The sequence below is a fragment of the Candidatus Pantoea carbekii genome, from assembly GCF_000971765.1.
In the GTDB taxonomy this organism is placed as follows: domain Bacteria; phylum Pseudomonadota; class Gammaproteobacteria; order Enterobacterales; family Enterobacteriaceae; genus Pantoea_A; species Pantoea_A carbekii.
Map to the genome: position 1 here is coordinate 164,150 of NZ_CP010907.1, position 21,406 is coordinate 185,555.

A 21,406-nucleotide genomic window follows, 5' to 3' on the forward strand; every position below is an offset into this window, starting at 1 on the left:
ATTTAAAAATTATATTTTTTTCTTTTGTAAATTTAAAATAAATACCGTATAAATAACATGATAATGCTATCATCTGTGTAATGCATCAGCATGCAAAGTTCAAGTATATCTTTTTTCGTATTGTTATTTCAATGTTATATGTATGTTTACATTATTGTTTGAAGTAAAGCATTTGATTGAGTTTAATTAAATGAATACATACTTAATTGGCGATGTTCATGGCTGTTACAATGAACTCTGTAGTTTATTGAAAAAAGTTGCATTTAATCCATATCAAGATGAATTATGGTTGACAGGTGATTTAGTAGCTCGTGGTCCAAATTCCCTTGATGTATTACGTTATGTCAAGTCTCTAGGTAGATGCGTTCGTATGGTGTTAGGAAATCATGATTTACATTTAATTGCAGTGTATGCAGGTATAAGCCCTAATAAACCTAAAGATCGTTTAACTTCTCTTCTTAATGAAAACAATGTAGTTGAATTAATTGATTGGTTACGTTGTCAACCATTATTGCAAATAGATGAAAAAAAGAAATTACTTATGTCACATGCAGGTATTACACCACAGTGGGATCTAAAAACTGTAAAAATGTGTGCTAGTCAAGTATCAGCAATACTGTCAAGCGATAATTACCATTTATTGCTAAATTGTATGTACGGTGATATGCCAAATAATTGGACATCAAATTTGACCGGACTAGCACGGTTACGTTTTAGTATTAATGCGTTAACTAAAATGCGTTTTTGTTTTCCAAACGGGCAATTAGACATGATTTGCAAAAAAGATCCTCATTCAGCACCTACTCCTCTTCAACCATGGTTTTTAATTCCTAGCAAAATTGATCGAGAATATACTATGGTATTCGGTCATTGGGCTTCTTTAGCAGGAAAGGGAACACCAGATAAAATTATTGGATTAGATACTGGTTGCTGTTGGGGTGGTATGCTTACCCTGCTACACTGGGAAACGCAACAATATTATGTTCAGAAATCAATTTATTAAAAACAAATCTATGATATTATTAAATCAAATTTATATAAAGCATTAGCAGTAACGTGGACGTGTCTTCCTTCTGATTTCAAATTAAATAGATATCTATGAATTATATGATTATGTGATGGCGCTCCAAAATTTCAAAACGATAACTATATAAATTTTGTTTGTCTGGATAGTGAAATTCACTAAATATAGATTTCCATTCTTTTAATTTGTAATTAGGAAATTGCGTGTCACCTTGTACTTTTGCATGAATATGAGTGAGATACAGACGATCTGCATAAGTCAACATTTGCGCATAAATACGACCTCCACCAATAACCATAATTTCCTGAGCATTATTTGCAATTTTTATTGCTTCATATAATGAAGTAGCCCAAATGACATTATGATATTTTTGATTATTTGGCCGACTACTCAGTACAATATTTAGACGATCAGGAAGTGGACGACCAATAGAATCAAAAGTCAGTCTTCCCATAATTAATGGTTTATTAAAAGTATTACGTTTAAACCACATTAAATCGGCTGGTAAATTCCATGGTATAAGATTATTTATACCTATAATTCGGTCTACTGATAATGCTGCGATTAAACTGATCATTTTGAATACTTAAATAAGAAGAATAGTTACAGATAATTAATTTATAAAATAATTTTATTATATTTTTGTGATCTTTTTCTTTGCATGCATTTCCTGGAGAGACAGTACGTGTTCTATAGGATTTGAATTTAATGCCATCACTGTAGCAAAACTACCATTCAAAGTAGTATCATAGTGCACTTTATACCGTAATGCACTGTATCTAATTAATTTTGAATCTTCAATGGCTTGACGTCCTTCAGTAGTATTTACAATATAAGTATATTCACCGTTTTTAAGACGATCTTGAATATGTGGACGACCTTCGTGTACTTTATTTACTAATCGTAATTTGATACCTGCTTTTTTTAGCACAATAGCAGTACCGTAGGTAGCGTCTAATTCAAAACCAAATTTTTGCAGTTTTACTGCAAGATCAACGATACGTGCTTTATCAACATCTCGTACAGAAAGAAGTGCACGACCAATTTTCTTCATATTACTTTGTGCACCTAACATTGCCTTAGCAAATGCTTCTGCAAAGGTACGACCGATTCCCATAACTTCACCAGTAGAACGCATTTCAGGTCCCAGTATAGGATCGACATCAGAAAATTTGTTGAATGGTAATACTACTTCTTTGACAGAATAGTATGGTTGAATTATTTCTTGAGTTATACCTTGTTCAACTAATTTCTTCCCTATCATAACAAGCGCTGCAATTTTTGCTAAAGGTAGACCTGTGGCTTTTGATACAAAAGGTATCGTACGAGCAGCACGTGGGTTCACTTCAATTAGGTAAATTTCGTTATTTTTAACCGCAAATTGTACGTTCATTAAACCACATACTTTTAACTTAAAGGCTAATTTTTTTACCTGTTTTCGCATTTCATTCTGAATGTCATTGCTTAAAGTATATGCTGGTAGAGAGCACGCAGAGTCACCAGAATGCACACCAGCTTGTTCAATATGCTCTATAATAGCACCAATTAAAACGTCTTTGCCATCACAGATAGCATCAATGTCTACTTCTACTGCATCATCAAGAAATCTATCTAACAGTACCGGTGCATTATTAGATACAGCGACTGCAGTTTTGAAATACTGCTGCAAATCATTTGTATTATAAACTATTTCCATTGCGCGACCTCCTAGTACATAAGAAGGACGAACAACGAGAGGATATCCAATAATAAGCGATTTGTTTATTGCCTCTTGTAAAGTACTGACCGTAGTATTAGCAGGCTGCTTTAAGCCTAAAGATTGTACAACCTTTTGAAAACGTTCTCTGTCCTCTGCACAATCAATCGCATCAGGAGTAGTCCCGATAATTGATACTCCTTCTGCTTCTAATTTGCGAGCTAGTTTTAGTGGCGTTTGACCTCCATACTGTACAATAACACCTTTTGGTTTTTCAATTCTTACGATTTCTAATACATCTTCCAATGTAACTGGTTCAAAATATAGACGATTAGAGATGTCATAATCTGTTGATACAGTTTCTGGATTACAATTAACCATGATTGTATCATAACCCTGTGCACGCAAAGCTAGTACTGCATGTACACAACAATAATCAAATTCAATGCCTTGGCCTATGCGATTTGGACCGCTGCCAAGCACCAGAATTTTTTCAACGTGTTGTGTAGGGTTAGATTCACATTCCTCCTCATAAGTAGAGTACATATATGCAGTATCAGTTCTAAATTCTGCTGCACAAGTATCAATACGCTTATACACAGGATACATATTATATTTTTGACGTAGCTGGCGTATTTTTTTTTCTTCTACATATGTTAAGTGTGCTAAACGAGCATCAGAAAATCCTTTTCGTTTAAGATAGTATAAATAATCGTTACTCAGTCCATGGATGCCTATATCGGTTACCTGTTTTTCTAATTGTACTAATTCTTCAATTTGACTTAAGAACCAACGATCAATATTAGTTAGATGAAATACATTATCTACGGACATACCAGCACGAAAAGCATCGGCAATATACCAAATGCGATCAGGACCAGCATCTTTTAGTTCTCTACGAATAAGTGTTAAGCATTCCATGTTGTTAAAATCAACTTTTGAATCAAAACCATTAGCCCCTACTTCTAAAGAACGTAACGCTTTATGGAGTGATTCTTGAAAAGTACGACCAATGGCCATCACTTCCCCGACTGATTTCATTTGTGTGGTTAATCGGTCATTCGCTCCGTTAAATTTTTCGAAATTAAAGCGTGGAATTTTAGTTACTACATAGTCTAGAGATGGTTCAAAAGAGGCAGGTGTACGACATCCAGTAATATCATTAAGTAATTCATCTAAAGTAAAACCAACTGCAAGTTTTGCTGCTACTTTAGCAATTGGGAAACCAGTTGCTTTGGAAGCTAGTGCAGAAGAACGTGAAACACGTGGATTCATCTCGATTACAATTAAACGACCATTTTTAGGATTAATTGCAAACTGAACATTAGAGCCGCCAGTTTCGATGCCAATTTCACGAATGACTGCAATCGAAGCATTACGCATCATCTGATATTCTTTATCAGTAAGAGTTTGTGCTGGTGCAACAGTAATTGAATCACCAGTATGGATTCCCATAGCATCAAAATTTTCGATTGCACAAACAATGATACAATTATCATTTTTATCACGTACTACCTCCATTTCATATTCTTTCCAACCAATTAAAGACTCATCGATTAATAGTTCATGAGTAGGAGATAAATTAAGACCTCGTTCACAAATATCTTCAAATTCTTCCCGATTATAAGCAATTCCACCACCACTACCGCCCATTGTAAAAGAGGGACGAATGATGCATGGAAAACCTACTTCTTCAGCAACCTGTAAAGCTTCTTGCATGTTATGTGCAATACCAGAACGTGATGTTTCTAAACCAATATTTTTTATAGCTTTATCAAAAGAAAGACGGTCTTCAGCTTTACTAATAGCAGCAGCAGTAGCACCTATCATATTAACATTAAATTCTTTTAGAATTCCTTGACGTTCTAATTCTAACGCACAATTCAATGCTGTCTGGCCACCCATTGTTGGAAGTAGGGCATCTGGACGTTCTTTTTCAATAATTTTATATAATATATCTAATTGGATTGGCTCGATGTAAGTAACATCGGCCATTTCTGGATCGGTCATGATCGTTGCTGGATTAGAATTGACTAATACGATATGATAACCTTCTTCACGAAGTGCTTTGCATGCTTGTACACCAGAATAATCAAATTCACATGCTTGACCAATAACAATCGGACCTGCACCAAGGAGTAAAATAGATTTTATATCTGTGCGTTTGGGCATGGTGTATTCCTGATCATTTTACTTTAACACGGTAAATTTGCATCAGTTCAATAAAGTGATCAAATAGCGGCGATGCAGCATCATGTGGACCTGGACTAGCCTCTGGATGACCTTGAAAACTAAAAGCCGGTTTATCAATACGATGAATACCTTGCACTGTATAATCAAATAAAGAAATATGTGTAATACGCAATTTATTACTTATCAAACTATTTTTGTCTACAGTAAAACTATGATTTTGTGAAGTAATCATAACAGTATTTTCATCTAAATCTTTTACTGGATGATTAGCTCCGTGATGGCCAAACTTCATCTTCAAAGTTTTTGCACCGCTTGCTAACGCTAATAACTGATGTCCGAGACAAATTCCAAATATCGGAATTTTAGTTTTTAAAAACGTTTGGATTGCATTAATTGCATAATTGCAGGGCTCGGGATCGCCGGGACCGTTAGAAAGAAAAATGCCGTCAGGTTTCAGTTTTAGCACCTCTTTTGCAGAAGTTTGTGCGGGTACAACTGTTAGACGACAACCTCGATCTACTAACATGCGTAAGATATTACGTTTAACACCATAATCATAGACTACTACTTGAAGAATTGATTCATTAGTCTTGTTACTCTGATTATATAGAGAACCTTGTAATGTTAGACTACCTTCTTTCCAAAGGTATGTTTTCAAAGTACTAACTTTTTTTGCTAAATCTATTCCTGTAATCCCTTGAAATTTCCTAATTTTTTTTAGTGCTACTGAAATTTTTATATTTTTACCGCTAATAATACAACCTTTTTGGGTTCCTTTGTCACGTAATAAGCGTGTTAACTTCCGTGTATCAATTTCAGCAATGCCAACAATTTTGTTACGTTGTAGGTATACTGAAAAATCCTCTTCGCTACGAAAATTACTACTTATAGAGGATAAAGCACGAATTATAATACCTTGAACATGAATTTTATTGGATTCTTGGTCATGAATATTAGTACCAACATTACCAATATGAGGATAAGTAAAAGCAACTATTTGATTGCAATATGAGGGATCAGTCAGAATTTCTTGATAACCAGTTATCGATGTATTAAATATGACTTCTCCTACTGCTACTCCTACAGCGCCTATAGCAACACCTTGAAATTTAGTTCCATCTTCTAAAACCAAGAGAGCTGAATTACCCAAAATATCCTCCAGGTTATAAAATTTAAATTAATTCAAATGACTTATGCTAAATTATTCTAAAATTAAATAATCCATGAATTTTTTAAAGGAATCTATAATCTCAATAATTACATTATCTACGTGCATTAGGTATACTACCTTTTTTATTTGTTAGACAATATTAGATAACATAACGTTAAAAATCAGACATGATATAAATCAATTAAGATAACTTTTAGCAACAAACTATTTTCGAAGAGAAAAAATCAACACATAAAGATTTTTATTACAAATAAATATTATTTTTATTTTACAATTTTCATAATTATGATAAATTTAAAACGTCATGCATGTTATACAAACCAAACTTTTGTCTTATAAGCCAACTTGCTGCTTTAATAGCACCATCTGCAAAAGTCATACGGTTAGTAGCTCTGTGAATAATTTCAACACGTTCTCCAATAGCGGCAAATATTGCAGTATGTTCGCCGATAATATCACCAGCACGTACAGTAGAAAAACCTATGGTATGTTGTTTTCTCTTACCAGTATATCCCTTACGTCCATAAATAGCATGCTCGTTTAACTTCCAATCCATAGTGTCAGCAATAACTTCTCCCATTGTTAATGCTGTACCAGAAGGAGCATCTACTTTATCATGATGATGCGCTTCTATAATTTCAATGTCAGCGTAACTGCCCATAACTTTAGTAATTTGCTTTAGCAAATTAAACATTATGTTCACACCGATGCTAAAATTGGCTGAAAATACAATAGGGATTTTTAACGATGCGCTATGAATTATTTTTTTACCGATATCATCTAACCCAGTAGTACCAATTACAATTGGTTTGCAATAATCAAGGCAAATCTTTATATATTTCAATGTACTTTCAGGACACGTGAAATCTATCAGAACATCAAAATCATTTACTGCTTTTTGTAAATCATTAGTAATATTGACTCTATTACTATCTATGCCAGCAAATTCTCCGGCATCTTTACCTACTAAAGGCGATCCCTGTCGTGCTACAGCAGTAGTAAGTACTACGCCACATGTCTGATCAATAGCAGCAATTAAATTACGTCCCATACGACCTGACGTACCTGAAATAGCAATGCGAATGTCACTCATATTCAATATATAAAACCATTAAATTTAAAATCACTGGATAATATAATAGCAAAGCCAAACACTTAAAGTAAAGTATGTATTGTAAAATACAAAAAAAATACGATAATAGCACCAAGATATGTTAGTTAAATATGCCATTTCTGTATAGATGGTAATTTATCAATTGTCATTTTGTATGCATGTCAATATACAGTATTTTTGGTATTTGAAATACAATTTTTTCTTCGTAACCATTTAATTCTATTACTTTTTCGACGCCCTTTTTATTGAGATATTGAATTACCTGCTGTACCAAAATTTCTGGTGCTGATGCTCCTGCAGTTATACCAATATACTTCATTCCTTCCAACCAATGATCGCGAATATCTTCGACTGAATCAATTAACTTTGCTATTTTACCATCATGTTGAACTAATTCAACTAATCGACTAGCATTAGAAGAATTTTTTGAACCAACTACAAATATAATGTCTGCGCTATATGCTAACAAACGTACAGCTTTTTGCCGATTACTAGTAGCATAACAAATGTCATCCTTACGTGGTCCAATAATCATTGGAAAACGACAGCGTAATGCTTTAATTATACCTGCTGTATGATCCAACGATAATGTAGACTGTGTCATAAAGCAAAGGTTGTTTTCATTTTTGACTTTTAATTTAAATATATCTTTCTCTGATTCTATTAAATACATACCAGCATTAGGATTATTGTACTGTCCCATTGTTCCTTCTACTTCTGGATGACCTGCATGACCGATAAAAATAACTTCAATACCCTTTCGGCTAGCACGTAATACTTCCATATGTATCTTAGTAACTAACGGACATGTAGCATCAAATAAAATCTTTAAGTTACGTGTTTTAGCTTCTATCAAAATAGCTTGAGAAACACCATGTGCTGAAAAAATTAAAATTGATTTATCAGGCACTTCACTTATTTTTTCAATAAAAATTACACCTCGTTTTTTAAAATTGCTTATTACATAGCGATTGTGTACTATTTCATGACGTACATAAATTGGTTTACCGTACATATTTAAGGCACGCTCTACTATGCTTATCGCACGATCTACACCAGCACAGAAACCTCGTGGGTTAGCTAACAGGATTTGCATATTTTATCCCCATGGATGAATGTAAATTCATCCATGTTCTTCGAATTTTACGAATTGATAACTAAACATAAAACCAATAAAATCTCTATCAGTTTACAATCATCAAATTTTAAAAAATTTTTAAGATACCTGTATAAATCTAAAATATTTTAGTATTACGAAAATAAGACTATTATTTCATATGATATAAAAATTAAATTTGTACTTCATTTTCTCTTAGAACTAAAAAAGTTTTCCACTATTAAGAAGGTTGTGCCTATACAAATGCTACTATCTGCAATATTAAAAGTTGCGAAATGCCATTGACCGATATAAAAATCAATAAAATCTATTATGAATCCATAATAGATACGATCAAACAAATTACCTAATGCTCCACCAATGATCAATGCATAAGCAATTTTACTTAAAATATAATTAGAATCAGTGCGATACATTAATACTACTAGTATTACTATGATAATAATAGCTAAAAAAGCCAGAAACCACCGTTGAGCACCGTTTTTATCGGATAACAAGCTAAATATTACACCATAATTACGCACATAAAACAAATTGAAAAAAGGTGCAAATGGGTAAATTTCATTCTGTACAATATTATTGTTAATCCAGTATTTAGTAACTATATCAATAATAGTTACTAAGAATGCCAACCATAGCCATGCCAGCTCATTAAAACTGACAATTTTCATCTTCATTAAACAAATTTCCGTATTTCACCATGACCGAATACATTAATATAACAACGAGTACAGATAGCAATATTTTTAGAATTTTTCCCTATATCAGTCTTATAATGCCAACAGCGAGGACATTTTTGCCCTTCTGATCTATATAAAGCGATTTTTAAACCTGTAAATATTTTGCTTTGTTTCGCATCATGATTTACCATATCATAATCTGTAACTGTTACAGATGATGTTAAAAGTAAAAAACGTAACTCATCCTCTAATGCTAATAGTTTAAACGCTAATTTTGAGTCCGCATACAATATAATCATCGTTTCCAGTGAACAACCAATACGCTTATCAGCACGTGCCTCTTCAATTACTTTGTTAACTTCGCTTCGTATTTTTAGCATTTGTTGCCAGTAAATATCATCCATAGGTTCGTCTATAAACAAACCGAATAAATTCTGATACCATTCTTCTGTAAAGATATATTTGGCTCGATTACCTGGTAAATAATTCCATATTTCATCCGCCGTGAAGGGTATAATCGGTACTATCCAACGTACTAATGCTTCAATAATATGCCATAACGCTGTTTGACAACTACGACGTGCTAGGCTATCGGCTTTTGCTGTATATTGGCGATCTTTGATAATATCGAGATAAAATGATCCCATTTCTACAGAACAAAATTGCATTAGACGTTGAACTACTTCGTGAAAATTATAGTTTTCATAAAATTGTATGATATCTTGTTGTACAGCCATTGCTCGTCCTACAGCCCAGCGATCAATGACTATCATATTTTCCCTTTTAATACAATCTGTAACTGGGTTAAATCCGGTAAGATTAGCAAGCAAAAAGCGTGCAGTATTACGAATACGACGATATATATCAGTAGTACGATTAAGAATTTCGTTAGATACGGCCATTTCCCCGGAATAATCAGTAGAGGCTACCCATAAACGCAAAATGTCTGCACCTAGTTTATTAGTTACATCTTGTGGTGCTATGGTGTTACCAAGAGATTTTGACATTTTTCGACCCTGACCGTCTACTATGAAACCATGGGTTAAGACTTGACGATATGGTTCTTTTGCTTTTATTGCTATACTGATTATTAAAGATGACATGAACCAACCGCGATGCTGATCGGCCCCTTCTATATATAGGTCTGGAGTACAACCTCCAAATTCTGGACGCATGTCAACAACTGCATAGCTAGTAGATCCAGAATCAAACCATACATCTAAAGTATCTGTTACTTTAATATAATTGCTTGCATTTTCATTTATTAATTCATCTAACTTGAGATCCCACCACGCTTGAATACCCTTTTTTTCAACATGTTGAGCAATTTTTTCCATAAAGATTAATGTATCTGGATGCAGTTGTCCTGTTTCTTTATGTATAAATAATACTATTGGAACACTCCAAGCACGTTGACGCGAAATACACCAATCAGGTCGATTTTCAAGCATTATTTTAATACGAGCTTGTCCCCATTTTGGAATCCACTTTACTCTTTTTATAGCTTTAAGTGCTTGTAAACGCAAATTTTTTTTATCCATGCTAATGAACCACTGTGGCGTTGCACGAAAGATAGTAGGTGTTTTATGTCGCCAACAATGAGGGTAGTTATGTATTAGTTGTTCAGCGTGCAAAAGTGCATGTTTTTCTCTTAATAATTCGATTATTATATCATTTGCTTTGAATATATTTATCCCGTCAAGCATGGGATGGGTACCTAATAAATACGTGCCATCTGGACCAACTGAATTGACAATATCAAGACCATACGTTTGACCAATTACATAATCATCGGGACCATGGCTTGGCGCAGTATGTACAATACCCGTGCCTATATCTAATGTCACATGTTTGCTGAGTACTACTTTAGAATGAATGTGTTCAAATAAGGGATGCTTAAATAACTCTAACTCTAAAGCAACACCTTTACATGTTCCTAATACAACCCAATTTTTAATACCAGCACGTTTAATAATACTTTCAGCTAAATTTTTTGCAATAATTAAACTACGACCTTCGATCTGTATTAATTGATATTCAAATTCCGGATGTAAAGCAAGACCGCGATTAGCTGGAATCGTCCAGGGTGTTGTAGTCCAAATAACAATTGAAACCATGCCTTCTGAATGTGTCACTCCAAATTTTGCACGTATTGCATTAAGATCTAGTGCATTAAATATTACATCAATAGCTGGAGATTTTTGTTCGTAATATTCTACTTCAGCCTCCGCTAATGCAGATTCACACTCAAGACACCAATTTACAGGTTTTGCACCTTTATACAGGTAGCCATTACTAATAATTTTACTTAATGTACGAATTACATTAGCTTCAGTATGATAATCCATCGTTAAATATGGATTATCCCAGTCACCTAGAACTCCTAAACGAATAAATTGATTTTTCTGTATATTAACTTGTTCTATGGCATATCGACGGCAAGCTTTACGGAATTCTGCTGTGCTTACTTTTTCATTTGGTTTACCAATCATTTGTTCGACTTTAAGCTCTATTGGTAAACCATGGCAATCCCATCCCGGTATATAAGGTGAATCATAACCTGCCATACCTTTTGATTTTAAGATAATATCTTTTAAAATTTTATTAACTGAATGACCTATATGAATGCTACCATTCGCATAAGGGGGACCATCATGAAGAATAAATTTTTTTTTCCCTTTTTTTGCTTCACGTATAAGACGATACAAATTATCATTATACCAACGCTCCAGTACGCTTGGTTCGCGTTTAGCAAGATTACCACGCATTGCAAATCTTGTTTTAGGTAAATTTAGAGTAAATTTGTAATTATTCATCAAATCATCTATTCCCTTTCTTAAATTAAAGAATTTTTTAAAAAAATTTTCTTTGCAACGACTACATCTTTTACAATTTGATCTTTTAAATCCTCCAAAGAAGAAAAACGTTGTTCATTGCGAATTTTTCTTTTTAGTACTACCTGAATATGAAAATTATAAAGATTTGTACAGGTATCTAATAAATGTACTTCAAGTTGTGAACTTTGCCCATTAACTGTTGGACGCAATCCAATATTCGCTACGCCTGGAATACTCTTTTGTCCAATACCTCTTACTTCAACTGCAAATACTCCTTTTACTGGTGTTACTAAACGGCATAACGAAATATTAGCAGTAGGAAAACCTATTTGACGTCCTAATGAGTCTCCATGAACTACTTTACCTGAAATACTAAATGGATGACCCAGTAACTCCTGTGCTAAAACAAGATCGTCGTTTGCTAATGCTTCACGAACGCTAGTACTGCTGATACGATTACCATCTTTACAGAAGGTTTTGGTTTTAGCAATGTCAAAACCATATTCAAAACCAGCTTTCTGTAATAACAGAAAATCTCCTTGACGACCAGCACCAAATCGAAAATCATCACCAACAGCTAATAATTTCACATTTAACTTTTTAACTAATATTTCAAAAATAAAATTGCTTGCAGAGCGCTGTGCAAAATGTACATTAAAACGAATACATAGCACTATATCAACACCAACTTGTTCTAAATACTGCAATTTTTCACGTAAGCATGTTAAGCGTGCAGGTGCTTGATCACCAGAAAAAAGTTCCAGAGGATGTGGTTCGAATAGCATGACTATTACTGGAAGATTACGCTTATGACCTTCTTTAATTAACCATGATACTATAGCTTGATGCCCACGATGTACGCCATCAAAATTACCAATAGTGAGCACGCAACCACGATGATGCTCTTGAAGATTGCAAAGGCCTCGGATAAGCTTCATAGATGACTCAAATTGGTATAAAGGATTCGATTATACTCTTGAATAATATTTGAGCAGTCTTGTTAAGATCTAATCTATAATCTGTTAAAGGCAACTCTTTTTAGTTAAATGTGTCATGCAAGCTTTAAATTTTCATTTAACAAATCAATTTAAGAATTATAATAAAATTTATAAAATAAATTTCTTGACAAAAGAACACATAAATAGCACAATAATCGGCCGTAAATTGATTATTTGATAGTTATTTATAATATAAAAAAGTGTTTAGGAGTTACCTCTTGGCTAATATTAAATCAGCTAAAAAACGTGTTTTAACCTCTCAAAAACGTCATCAGCATAATGTAAGCAATCGTTCAATGACACGTACTTTTATAAAAAAAGTATATGCTGCTATTGCAACAGGAGATAAAGAAACAGCACAAAATGCATTTAAGAAAATGCAGCCTATTATAGATCGCCAGGCTACCAAAGGTCTTATGCATAAAAACAAAGTAGCACGTTGTAAATCAAACTTAAGCTTACAGATTAATAAACTAACATAATTAGTTGTGTTATTACAATGCATTTTGATTGAATATGTAGAAAGGAGGACTGAAAATTTGTAAGATTTCTTTAATATATTATCTCTCCAATCTTAGCTTTTTTACTTAACAACTTAATAAGATCTTCGATATTTATTATAACATACTAACAAAATCAATAAAATAATTTATCTAAACCTTTATATTATTAACTTTTGGTTTATATGAAAGGTTAGCATTTTTCTACATCTCTATACCAGATGAAGAACACTGCTAACCGATAGGCACTACAGTAGAAACGACTCACACCATTTCAAAATGAAGCAAATTTTTTAAATAAAATAATAAAACAATATTTAGTATATTAGCTTGTTAAATCATCAAAAAATTTTTTGACACCATCAAAGAAACGCTTGGAGCGAGGGCTATTTTTTTCTCCTGTTGGTCCACCAAAACTTTCTTGTAGTTCTCGTAAAAGAATTTTCTGTTTATCATTGAGACTAACTGGCGTTTCTACTACAACACGGCACATTAAGTCACCTAACATACCGTTACGAACGGATTTGACGCCTTTATCACGTATACGAAATAATTTTCCGGTTTGTGTTTCCGATGGTACTTTTAACTTGACACGTCCATCTAACGTTGGTACTTCAATCTCACCACCGAGCGCAGCCATTGCAAAATTGATAGGGACCTCACAATATAAATTATTTTCTTCACGTTTAAAAATAGGATGTTTTTTTACTGAAACTTGAACATATAAATCGCCTTTGGGGGCACCTTGTTCTCCTACTTCACCTTCGCCATTAAGACGAATGCGATCACCAGCATCGACACCCGATGGAATTTTTACAGACAGAGTTTTTGTGCGCTCAACACGACCATGACCATGACAACTATTACATGGTTCCTTGATTACTGACCCGCGACTATGGCAGGTAGGACAAGTTTGTTGTATACTAAAGAAACCCTGTCGCATCTGTACCTGACCCGTACCATGACACGTTGTGCATGTTTGTGCTTTTGTACCAGATTTTGCACCACTACCACGACAGACATGACATTCGCTTAATGTTGGAATACGGATTTCTTTAGTTACACCGCGTACTGCCTCTTCTAAAGACAATTCCATATTATAACGTAAATCGGCTCCACGAGCAGCACGTTGACGACGTCCACCACCAAAAATATCACCAAATACATCACCAAAAATATCACCAAAATCAGCGCTGTTTCCAAAACTAGCAGATCCGGTTGTGCCCATACCGCCTTGTTCAAAAGCTGCATGACCGTATTGGTCATAGGCTGAACGTTTTTGGGGATCCATTAAAATTTCATACGATTCTTTAATCTCTTTAAATTTAGCTTCAGCTTTTTTATCACCTGGATTACGATCAGGATGAAATTTCATTGCTAAACGTTTATACGCTTTTTTAATTTCTCGTTCATCTGCAGATTTTGAAATACCTAAAATATCGTAAAAATCACTTTTTGCCATTTTTTATCTGCCCTTAACATAATTTATTATGGGCGTGGAGAAAGGCCTCCTGCGCCCGTACTGCGTTCAACGGCGTCAGGTTAGCCATAGTGCGGAGACAACAGGGCAATTATTTTTTGTCTTTCACTTCTTCAAATTCAGCATCTACTACATCATCATCTTTTTTTGCAGAAGCATTACTAGTATTTGTACTGCTAGATTGATCCTGTTTTTGTATTAACTCCATTAATTTACTAGAAAGTTTTATTAAATTTTGTATTTTTTCTTCAATTTCTGTTTTATTTTCACCTTTTAATGCAGTATTTAAATCTTTAAGTGCGGATTCAATAGCAGCCTTGTCATCCGCAGCTAATTTATCCCCAGCTTCATCTATCTGTTTGCGAGTACTATGTGCAATTTGATCCCCTTGATTGCGGATTGTAACAAGATCTTCGAACTTGCGATCAGCTTCAGCATTAGCTTCTGCTTCGCGAACCATTTTTTGTATTTCTTGTTCATTTAATCCAGAAGATGCTTTAATAGTAATTTTCTGTTCTTTACCAGTATTTTTATCTTTTGCAGAAACATGTAAGATCCCATCAGCATCTATATCAAAAGTTACTTCAATTTGCGGCATACCACGCGGCGCAGATTGAATACCATCGAGATTAAATTGACCTAGTGATTTATTATCACTAGCACGTTTGCGCTCACCCTGTAGCACATGAATAGTAACCGCAGATTGATTGTCTTCAGCTGTTGAGAATACTTGACTATGCTTGGTCGGAATAGTAGTATTTTTGCTAATTAGTGAAGTCATTACTCCACCCATAGTTTCAATACCTAGCGATAGAGGCGTAACATCTAATAGTAGAACATCTTTTACATCTCCTGCTAATACACCACCTTGAACTGCAGCACCTACAGCAACAGCTTCGTCAGGATTTACGTCTTTACGCGGTTCTTTACCGAAGAATTCAGCTACTTTAGCTTGCACCATTGGCATACGCGTTTGACCACCTACTAAGATCACATCATTAATATCTGTAATAGACAGTTCAGCATCCTGTAATGCGACTTTTAATGGTTCAATAGAACGAGAAATTAAATCTTCAACTAGAGATTCTAGTTTAGTGCGAGTTACTTTAATATTGAGATGCTTTGGCCCGTTTGCATCAGCTGTGATATAAGGTAAATTCACATCAGTCTGTTGTGCAGAAGAAAGTTCAATCTTCGCTTTTTCTGCGGCTTCTTTTAAACGTTGCATAGCTAATGAATCATTATGTAAATCAATTCCTTGATCTTTTTTGAATTCTTTGACTAAGTAATTAATTAAACGACTATCAAAATCTTCACCACCTAAGTGAGTATCTCCATTCGTTGCTAAAACTTCAAAAGTTTTTTCACCATCAACATCATCAATTTCAATAATAGAAATATCGAAAGTACCACCACCTAAATCATATACTGCAATCGTACGATTACCTCGACCTTTATCTAACCCATATGCTAGTGCTGCTGCAGTAGGTTCGTTAATAATGCGTTTTACATCTAAACCCGCGATACGACCAGCATCTTTTGTAGCCTGACGTTGTGCATCGTTAAAATACGCTGGCACCGTAATTACAGCTTCGTGCACAGATTCACCAAGATAATCTTCAGCAGTTTTTTTCATTTTTTTGAGAACTTCTGCAGAAATTTGTGGCGGTGCAATTTTTTGTCCTTTTATATCTAACCATGCATCACCGTTTTCTGAGGCAACGATTTTATATGGCATAATTTTGATATCACGCTGCACTTCCTCGTCTTGAAAACGACGACCAATTAATCGTTTGATTGCAAACAATGTATTTTGCGGATTAGTCACCGCCTGACGTTTAGCCGGTTGACCAACCAAAGTTTCGCCATCCTGCGTATAAGCAATTATGGAGGGTGTAGTGCGATCTCCTTCAGAATTTTCAAGAACTCTTGCTTTAGCACTATCCATAATAGCAACACATGAATTGGTTGTACCTAAGTCAATACCAATAATCTTGCCCATCTAAACGTCTCCTACTTAAACTCTTTGCCAAATGTAGTTGTGAAATAAAAATGCGATCTGGATGATTTTTTCCCAAAATATTTTAATTAAAATTTCGCTGTTTCACAGTACTCTATTATTACTAAATGGGGCCGTATTTCAAACGCATCAAGGGTTAAATAAAAAAATTTTATTGCTTTGTATTTTATTTAAAAAAAGTTAAACATCTATGACAGTCTCACTATTAGCAGATCAAATTATTTTGAGTATTTTATGTATCAATATACTGTTAAACATAGAATAATAGATACTTAAATATACGTTGTTTGGAAGATAAGTTTTAGAAAAATAAAATAATTCATTGAAAATATTTAAACATATGAAACTGTCAAAAAAGTTAAAGAATTTGATGAAATATTTAATATCTTAAACAGTATAGTTAATAAAAAGTTATTTAACTATGCTGTTTTTATATTATGAATAGATAAAATGTAATGTTTCAAATATATAAAAATTCTTAAAAAATAGAGAGAAAAAAATTAATGCTATTAATATGGTGGATAGTGTTTCATTTATGTAGGTTTTTAGGCCTAAAAGATTCTACTACATTAGAATGTGTTTCTACATATGGAGCTTCTAATAGTTGTAAACAGTAAGGTACACACGCAAATATGCCTGGTACTTTTAACACGTGTTCCTCTTTTAATCCTTCTAGGATGTCTGTAATAGCTTTTGGTTGACCAGGCAAATTAAGAATAAGTGATTGCCTACGAATTACACCTACCTGGCGTGATAGAATTCCTGTAGGTACAAATTGCATACTAATTTGACGCATCTGTTCACCAAATCCAGGAATTTGACGATCTGCTATTGCTAGCGTAGCATCTGGTGTTACATCTCGACATGCAGGTCCCGTGCCACCAGTTGTAAGAACTAAATGGCAAGAACATTCATCAACTAATTCACAAATGACCTGTTCAATTATTGATTTTTCGTCAGGAACTAATCGAGTTTGGAATTTAAATGGTGTTATTAGTGCTCTAGAAAGCCAATTTTTTAATGTAGGAATACCTTGATCTTGATAAAGATTATTGGCGGCACGATCAGAAACAGAAATTAATCCAATATGTAATGTATCCATAAATCTCTTCTGAAAAAATTAGTTAATAGATCATTATGTTAATTAGAGAAAGAACAAATCAAGAGATATTTGAAAAGCAATAAAGAGCGCAAGTAAGAATATAGATCGATATGTAATAAATAAAAATCATTGTTATGAAAGTAAATTCAGTTCTAAATATCTAGAAAGCATATTTTCAAGTGTAATTTGATCGATTGCAAAGTTACATATACCTTCAGCCAATTTATTAACGGCCATAGCATTGTGATTATGTTGCCACAGAAATTCAGATTCAGTCATTTTTTTTGGACGTGACTTTACTGTTCCGATATAGTTGAGTTTGTTTTCTACAGTACCCTCGCTTTCTGCTAATTGCTTTAGTAAGGATGGAGAAATAGTCAATCTATCGCAACCTGAAAGCTCTATTATTTGATCAATATTTCTAAAACTTGCACCCATAACTATAGTTTTATAACCGTGCTGTTTGTAATAATGATAAATTTTAGATACTGATAATACACCTGGATCTTCATGTGGAGCATATTCTTTTTCATTACTATTCATTTTGTACCAATCAAGAATACGCCCTACAAAAGGAGAAATCAGCGATACACCTGCCTCTGCGCATGCACGTGCTTGTGCAAAAGAAAATAGTAGCGTGAGATTACAGTGAATTCCTTCTTTTTCCAACTGTTCTGCTGCACGAATACCCTGCCAAGTGGCAGCTAGTTTAATTAAAATTCGTTTATTAGAGATACCAGCATTATTATAAAGTTTTATCAAGTGATGAGCTCGATTAATACTCGCTACAGTGTCGTAAGAAAGACGTGCATCAATTTCCGTCGAGACACAACCTGGAATTAATTTAAGAATTTCCAGCCCAATATTAACAGCTAATATATCAGAAGCTAGTTGTATTTGTTTTTCTTTATACATGCTTTTTTGAATAGCCTGACTTATACTTTGTTTAATAAGTTTATGGTATTCAGGAAGCTGTGCAGTTTTTAAAATTAAAGAAGGATTCGTAGTAGCATCGTATGGTTGATAAATTTTTATTTCTGAAATATCACCTGTATCAGCAACGATAGTAGTGATCTGGCGTAAAGAAGAGAGTTTATTTGTCATAATTTTATAATCTTATGAATTAATTTTTAAAATATAAAAACTGTCAGCATTCTCATAATACATAATTCACAGTGCAGTATGACTGCTATAATACAACGCGTCTTTAAATAAATTGAGTATTTATGAAACTTAATTAATCGACTGTATGTTAATTATTTTACTAAAAATGCATACAATTTCGAAAAATCTGCTTTCATATAATGCGACAACAGTTTTCGTTCGATGTAATTAGCAAATTTTTTAGGTAATAAGAGGGGTTTTTCAATTATTTTTTCTACTATATTTTGAAATTTTATAGGATGTGCAGTACCGAGAAATAAACCATATTCTCCTTTTTGAAGTTGATCGTGAATTAAACGATATGCAATTGCTGAATGCGGTTCAGAAATATATTGTTTTTCTGATAATTGGCGTAAAGTATACTGGATCACTTCGTCGGATACTACACCATATCCCAGGTCGCTCAAGTTCCAAGCTTTACGAAAGAACAATTCTTCTAAACGAGGCCAATTATTAGGTCGACTTACATCCATAGCATTAGATAGCGTTGTTACAGTAGGATTTGGATGCCACTGACCACTACTCAAAAAACGTGGTACTGTATCATTAATATTTGTTGCTGCAATAAAGCGTTTTACAGGCAAACCGAGCGATTTTGCCATCAAACCAGCTGTTAGATTACCAAAATTTCCACTTGGAACTGAAATTACTAATTGAGTACGTTTTTCTTGAGGTAATTGTGCTACTGCTTCGAAATAATAACATATTTGTGCTAATAGGCGACTAACGTTAATAGAGTTAGCAGAATTAAGAACAATAATATTCTTCAATTTTTCATTTTCAAATGCTTGTTTGACTAATGACTGACAGGTATCAAAATCACCATCAATAGCAATAGTGTCAATGTTATTACCTAATGTACAAAACAATTTTTCTTGAAATAAGCTAATTTTACCCTGTGGATACAAAATTACCACACGTATTTTTTCCATACCATAAAACGCATGAGCTACTGCAGCTCCAGTATCACCTGATGTTGCAGTTAAGATAGTCATTTGTTGATCATCACTTAATAAATAAGAAAGTATCTCGGCCATAAAACGCGCACCAAAATCTTTGAAGGCTAGGGTAGGGCCATAAAATAACTCAAGACAAGCAATATTACTGCTCACTTCAGTAACATATAAAGGAAAATTAAAAGCTTTTTTAATACATTTAGTTAACTCATTGTAATCAATATCGTCACCGATATAAGCAGAGAGGATCCGAGTGCTACGGCTAATAAAATCCATCTCCATCATATTATTAATATCAGATATAGTAAATTCAGGTAGATTTTCTGGAAAAAATAATCCTTGCTGCGAACCCAGTCCTTGCTTAACTGCCTGAGAAAAACTTACATGCTCATTGTGATTTTTAAGATTATAGAATTTCATTAATTATTCCAATTTACGTGCACCAATGGTATCAAGACGGCAAATGTGTACAAAGCCTTCTGTATTGTTTACATAATTCTGTGTTAACCAATTGTCTACTTTTTTTGCTTGACGCATCTCATTGCAAACAGCAAAAACTGTAGGCCCTGAACCAGAAATACCGTAAGCTATCGCACCCATTTTTATAACAGCTTGACGGATTTTTGCAAAGTTTGGTAGCAATTTGATACGATAGGGTTCAGCAATAATATCTTGCATTAATTTAGCTGCTAAAATTGACTGGCGTGTATGACATGCATGAATGAAGCCTGCTAACAGACGCGCATGTTTAATGGTATCTTCTTTACAGTATTGTAACGGTAATATAGCACGTGCTTCTGCAGTAGAGATTGTGATTCCTGGATATGCTACTACCCATAGCCAATTATCAAAAGATGGTATATTTTGGCTAATAATATCATTTTCCTCTATCATTAACTGCATACCACCAAGAAAACAAGGAGCAACATTATCGTAATGTATACTGCCAGAAATACGTCCTTCTAACGTACCCATTAAAAGCAAAATTTCATTTTTATTAAAAGGATTATTGCAAAATTCATTCATTGCCATTAAACCAGCTACTATTGAAGAAGCGCTGGATCCAAGACCGGAGGCTATAGGCATATTTTTATTCAATGTTATTTTTAGGCATATTTTTTTGCCGATAGCTTGGCAAAAACATTTCCAACTGTGATAGATAATATTATCTTGTGGATTGATTGGTAGCTTATTTGCAAACCGACCTTTATTTTTTATAATAAATTCATCAGCACCTTCCACTGATACACAATCACCTAGCAATGTGCCATTCACTGGAGATATAGCAGCACCGAGTACGTCAAATCCAACATTAATATTACCTATTGATGCTGGTGCATAAATTTTTACCATT

16 protein-coding genes are annotated in these 21,406 nt (G+C 33.8%); 2 read left to right on the top strand and 14 right to left on the bottom strand.

Annotated features, from left to right (window positions below; translation table 11 throughout):
• Positions 1–190: 190 nt before the first annotated feature.
• Positions 191–1,003: a bis(5'-nucleosyl)-tetraphosphatase (symmetrical) ApaH gene (gene apaH, locus BMSBPS_RS00595; RefSeq protein WP_022564484.1), complete on the top strand. Its 813-nt coding sequence runs from the start codon at positions 191–193 to the stop codon at positions 1,001–1,003.
• Positions 1,004–1,103: 100 nt separating this feature from the next.
• Here apaH and folA read toward each other — a convergent pair whose 3' ends face one another.
• The 8 genes from folA to ribF form a co-directional block, all read right to left on the bottom strand.
• Entirely contained in the window at positions 1,104–1,601 is a 498-nt protein-coding gene (gene folA / locus BMSBPS_RS00600) for a type 3 dihydrofolate reductase (protein ID WP_022564485.1), read from the bottom strand.
• Positions 1,602–1,658: 57 nt separating this feature from the next.
• Positions 1,659–4,892, bottom strand: a complete 3,234-nt coding sequence (carB, locus tag BMSBPS_RS00605; RefSeq protein ID WP_022564486.1) for a carbamoyl-phosphate synthase large subunit — start codon at positions 4,890–4,892, stop codon at positions 1,659–1,661.
• A gap of 13 nt (positions 4,893–4,905) precedes the next feature.
• A complete protein-coding gene (gene carA / locus BMSBPS_RS00610) occupies positions 4,906–6,063 on the bottom strand; it encodes a glutamine-hydrolyzing carbamoyl-phosphate synthase small subunit (RefSeq protein ID WP_022564487.1) in 1,158 nt (385 codons plus the stop codon).
• Between the two features lie 304 nt (positions 6,064–6,367).
• Positions 6,368–7,177, bottom strand: a complete 810-nt coding sequence (dapB, locus tag BMSBPS_RS00615; RefSeq protein ID WP_022564488.1) for a 4-hydroxy-tetrahydrodipicolinate reductase — start codon at positions 7,175–7,177, stop codon at positions 6,368–6,370.
• Positions 7,178–7,343: 166 nt separating this feature from the next.
• A complete protein-coding gene (gene ispH / locus BMSBPS_RS00620; RefSeq protein WP_022564489.1) occupies positions 7,344–8,294 on the bottom strand; it encodes a 4-hydroxy-3-methylbut-2-enyl diphosphate reductase in 951 nt (316 codons plus the stop codon).
• Between the two features lie 206 nt (positions 8,295–8,500).
• The gene (gene lspA, locus BMSBPS_RS00625) at positions 8,501–8,992 is read right to left on the bottom strand and encodes a signal peptidase II (protein ID WP_046201067.1); all 492 of its coding nucleotides are present in this window, start codon (positions 8,990–8,992) and stop codon (positions 8,501–8,503) included.
• Positions 8,992–11,811, bottom strand: a complete 2,820-nt coding sequence (ileS, locus tag BMSBPS_RS00630; RefSeq protein ID WP_046201068.1) for an isoleucine--tRNA ligase — start codon at positions 11,809–11,811, stop codon at positions 8,992–8,994. Before ileS ends, lspA begins: the two co-directional genes overlap by 1 nt.
• Positions 11,812–11,831: 20 nt before the next feature.
• Positions 11,832–12,770, bottom strand: coding sequence for a bifunctional riboflavin kinase/FAD synthetase (ribF, locus tag BMSBPS_RS00635; protein WP_022564492.1), 939 nt, complete (start codon positions 12,768–12,770; stop codon positions 11,832–11,834).
• 278 nt (positions 12,771–13,048) lie between these two features.
• On the opposite strand from ribF, the gene rpsT reads away from it, so the two are divergent.
• Positions 13,049–13,312, top strand: coding sequence for a 30S ribosomal protein S20 (gene rpsT / locus BMSBPS_RS00640; protein WP_022564493.1), 264 nt, complete (start codon positions 13,049–13,051; stop codon positions 13,310–13,312).
• A gap of 343 nt (positions 13,313–13,655) precedes the next feature.
• Here the strand turns inward: rpsT and dnaJ are convergent, their stop codons facing one another.
• From dnaJ to thrB, 6 genes are all read right to left on the bottom strand, one after another.
• Positions 13,656–14,792: a molecular chaperone DnaJ gene (dnaJ, locus tag BMSBPS_RS00645; RefSeq protein WP_022564494.1), complete on the bottom strand. Its 1,137-nt coding sequence runs from the start codon at positions 14,790–14,792 to the stop codon at positions 13,656–13,658.
• Between the two features lie 109 nt (positions 14,793–14,901).
• The gene (gene dnaK / locus BMSBPS_RS00650) at positions 14,902–16,812 is read right to left on the bottom strand and encodes a molecular chaperone DnaK (protein ID WP_022564495.1); all 1,911 of its coding nucleotides are present in this window, start codon (positions 16,810–16,812) and stop codon (positions 14,902–14,904) included.
• 547 nt (positions 16,813–17,359) lie between these two features.
• The gene (gene mog, locus BMSBPS_RS00655) at positions 17,360–17,932 is read right to left on the bottom strand and encodes a molybdopterin adenylyltransferase (protein WP_022564496.1); all 573 of its coding nucleotides are present in this window, start codon (positions 17,930–17,932) and stop codon (positions 17,360–17,362) included.
• A gap of 132 nt (positions 17,933–18,064) precedes the next feature.
• On the bottom strand, positions 18,065–19,036 hold the full coding sequence (tal, locus tag BMSBPS_RS00660; RefSeq protein WP_046201069.1) for a transaldolase: 972 nt from the start codon (positions 19,034–19,036) through the stop codon (positions 18,065–18,067).
• 152 nt (positions 19,037–19,188) lie between these two features.
• Positions 19,189–20,472 (bottom strand): threonine synthase, encoded by a 1,284-nt coding sequence (thrC, locus tag BMSBPS_RS00665; RefSeq protein WP_022564498.1) that lies wholly within the window; start codon positions 20,470–20,472, stop codon positions 19,189–19,191.
• A 3-nt stretch (positions 20,473–20,475) separates the two neighbouring features.
• A complete protein-coding gene (gene thrB, locus BMSBPS_RS00670) occupies positions 20,476–21,405 on the bottom strand; it encodes a homoserine kinase (RefSeq protein WP_046201070.1) in 930 nt (309 codons plus the stop codon).
• Position 21,406: the final 1 nt, after the last annotated feature.

Coding starts and splice junctions, on each gene's coding strand:
- ileS (WP_046201068.1), bottom strand. CDS start 11,811: ATGAATAATTACAAATTTACTCTAAATTTACCTAAAACAAGATTTGCA.
- thrC (WP_022564498.1), bottom strand. CDS start 20,472: ATGAAATTCTATAATCTTAAAAATCACAATGAGCATGTAAGTTTTTCT.
- ispH (WP_022564489.1), bottom strand. CDS start 8,294: ATGCAAATCCTGTTAGCTAACCCACGAGGTTTCTGTGCTGGTGTAGAT.
- folA (WP_022564485.1), bottom strand. CDS start 1,601: ATGATCAGTTTAATCGCAGCATTATCAGTAGACCGAATTATAGGTATA.
- ribF (WP_022564492.1), bottom strand. CDS start 12,770: ATGAAGCTTATCCGAGGCCTTTGCAATCTTCAAGAGCATCATCGTGGT.
- tal (WP_046201069.1), bottom strand. CDS start 19,036: ATGACAAATAAACTCTCTTCTTTACGCCAGATCACTACTATCGTTGCT.
- dnaK (WP_022564495.1), bottom strand. CDS start 16,812: ATGGGCAAGATTATTGGTATTGACTTAGGTACAACCAATTCATGTGTT.
- apaH (WP_022564484.1), top strand. CDS start 191: ATGAATACATACTTAATTGGCGATGTTCATGGCTGTTACAATGAACTC.
- lspA (WP_046201067.1), bottom strand. CDS start 8,992: ATGAAGATGAAAATTGTCAGTTTTAATGAGCTGGCATGGCTATGGTTG.
- mog (WP_022564496.1), bottom strand. CDS start 17,932: ATGGATACATTACATATTGGATTAATTTCTGTTTCTGATCGTGCCGCC.
- thrB (WP_046201070.1), bottom strand. CDS start 21,405: ATGGTAAAAATTTATGCACCAGCATCAATAGGTAATATTAATGTTGGA.
- carB (WP_022564486.1), bottom strand. CDS start 4,892: ATGCCCAAACGCACAGATATAAAATCTATTTTACTCCTTGGTGCAGGT.
- dnaJ (WP_022564494.1), bottom strand. CDS start 14,792: ATGGCAAAAAGTGATTTTTACGATATTTTAGGTATTTCAAAATCTGCA.
- dapB (WP_022564488.1), bottom strand. CDS start 7,177: ATGAGTGACATTCGCATTGCTATTTCAGGTACGTCAGGTCGTATGGGA.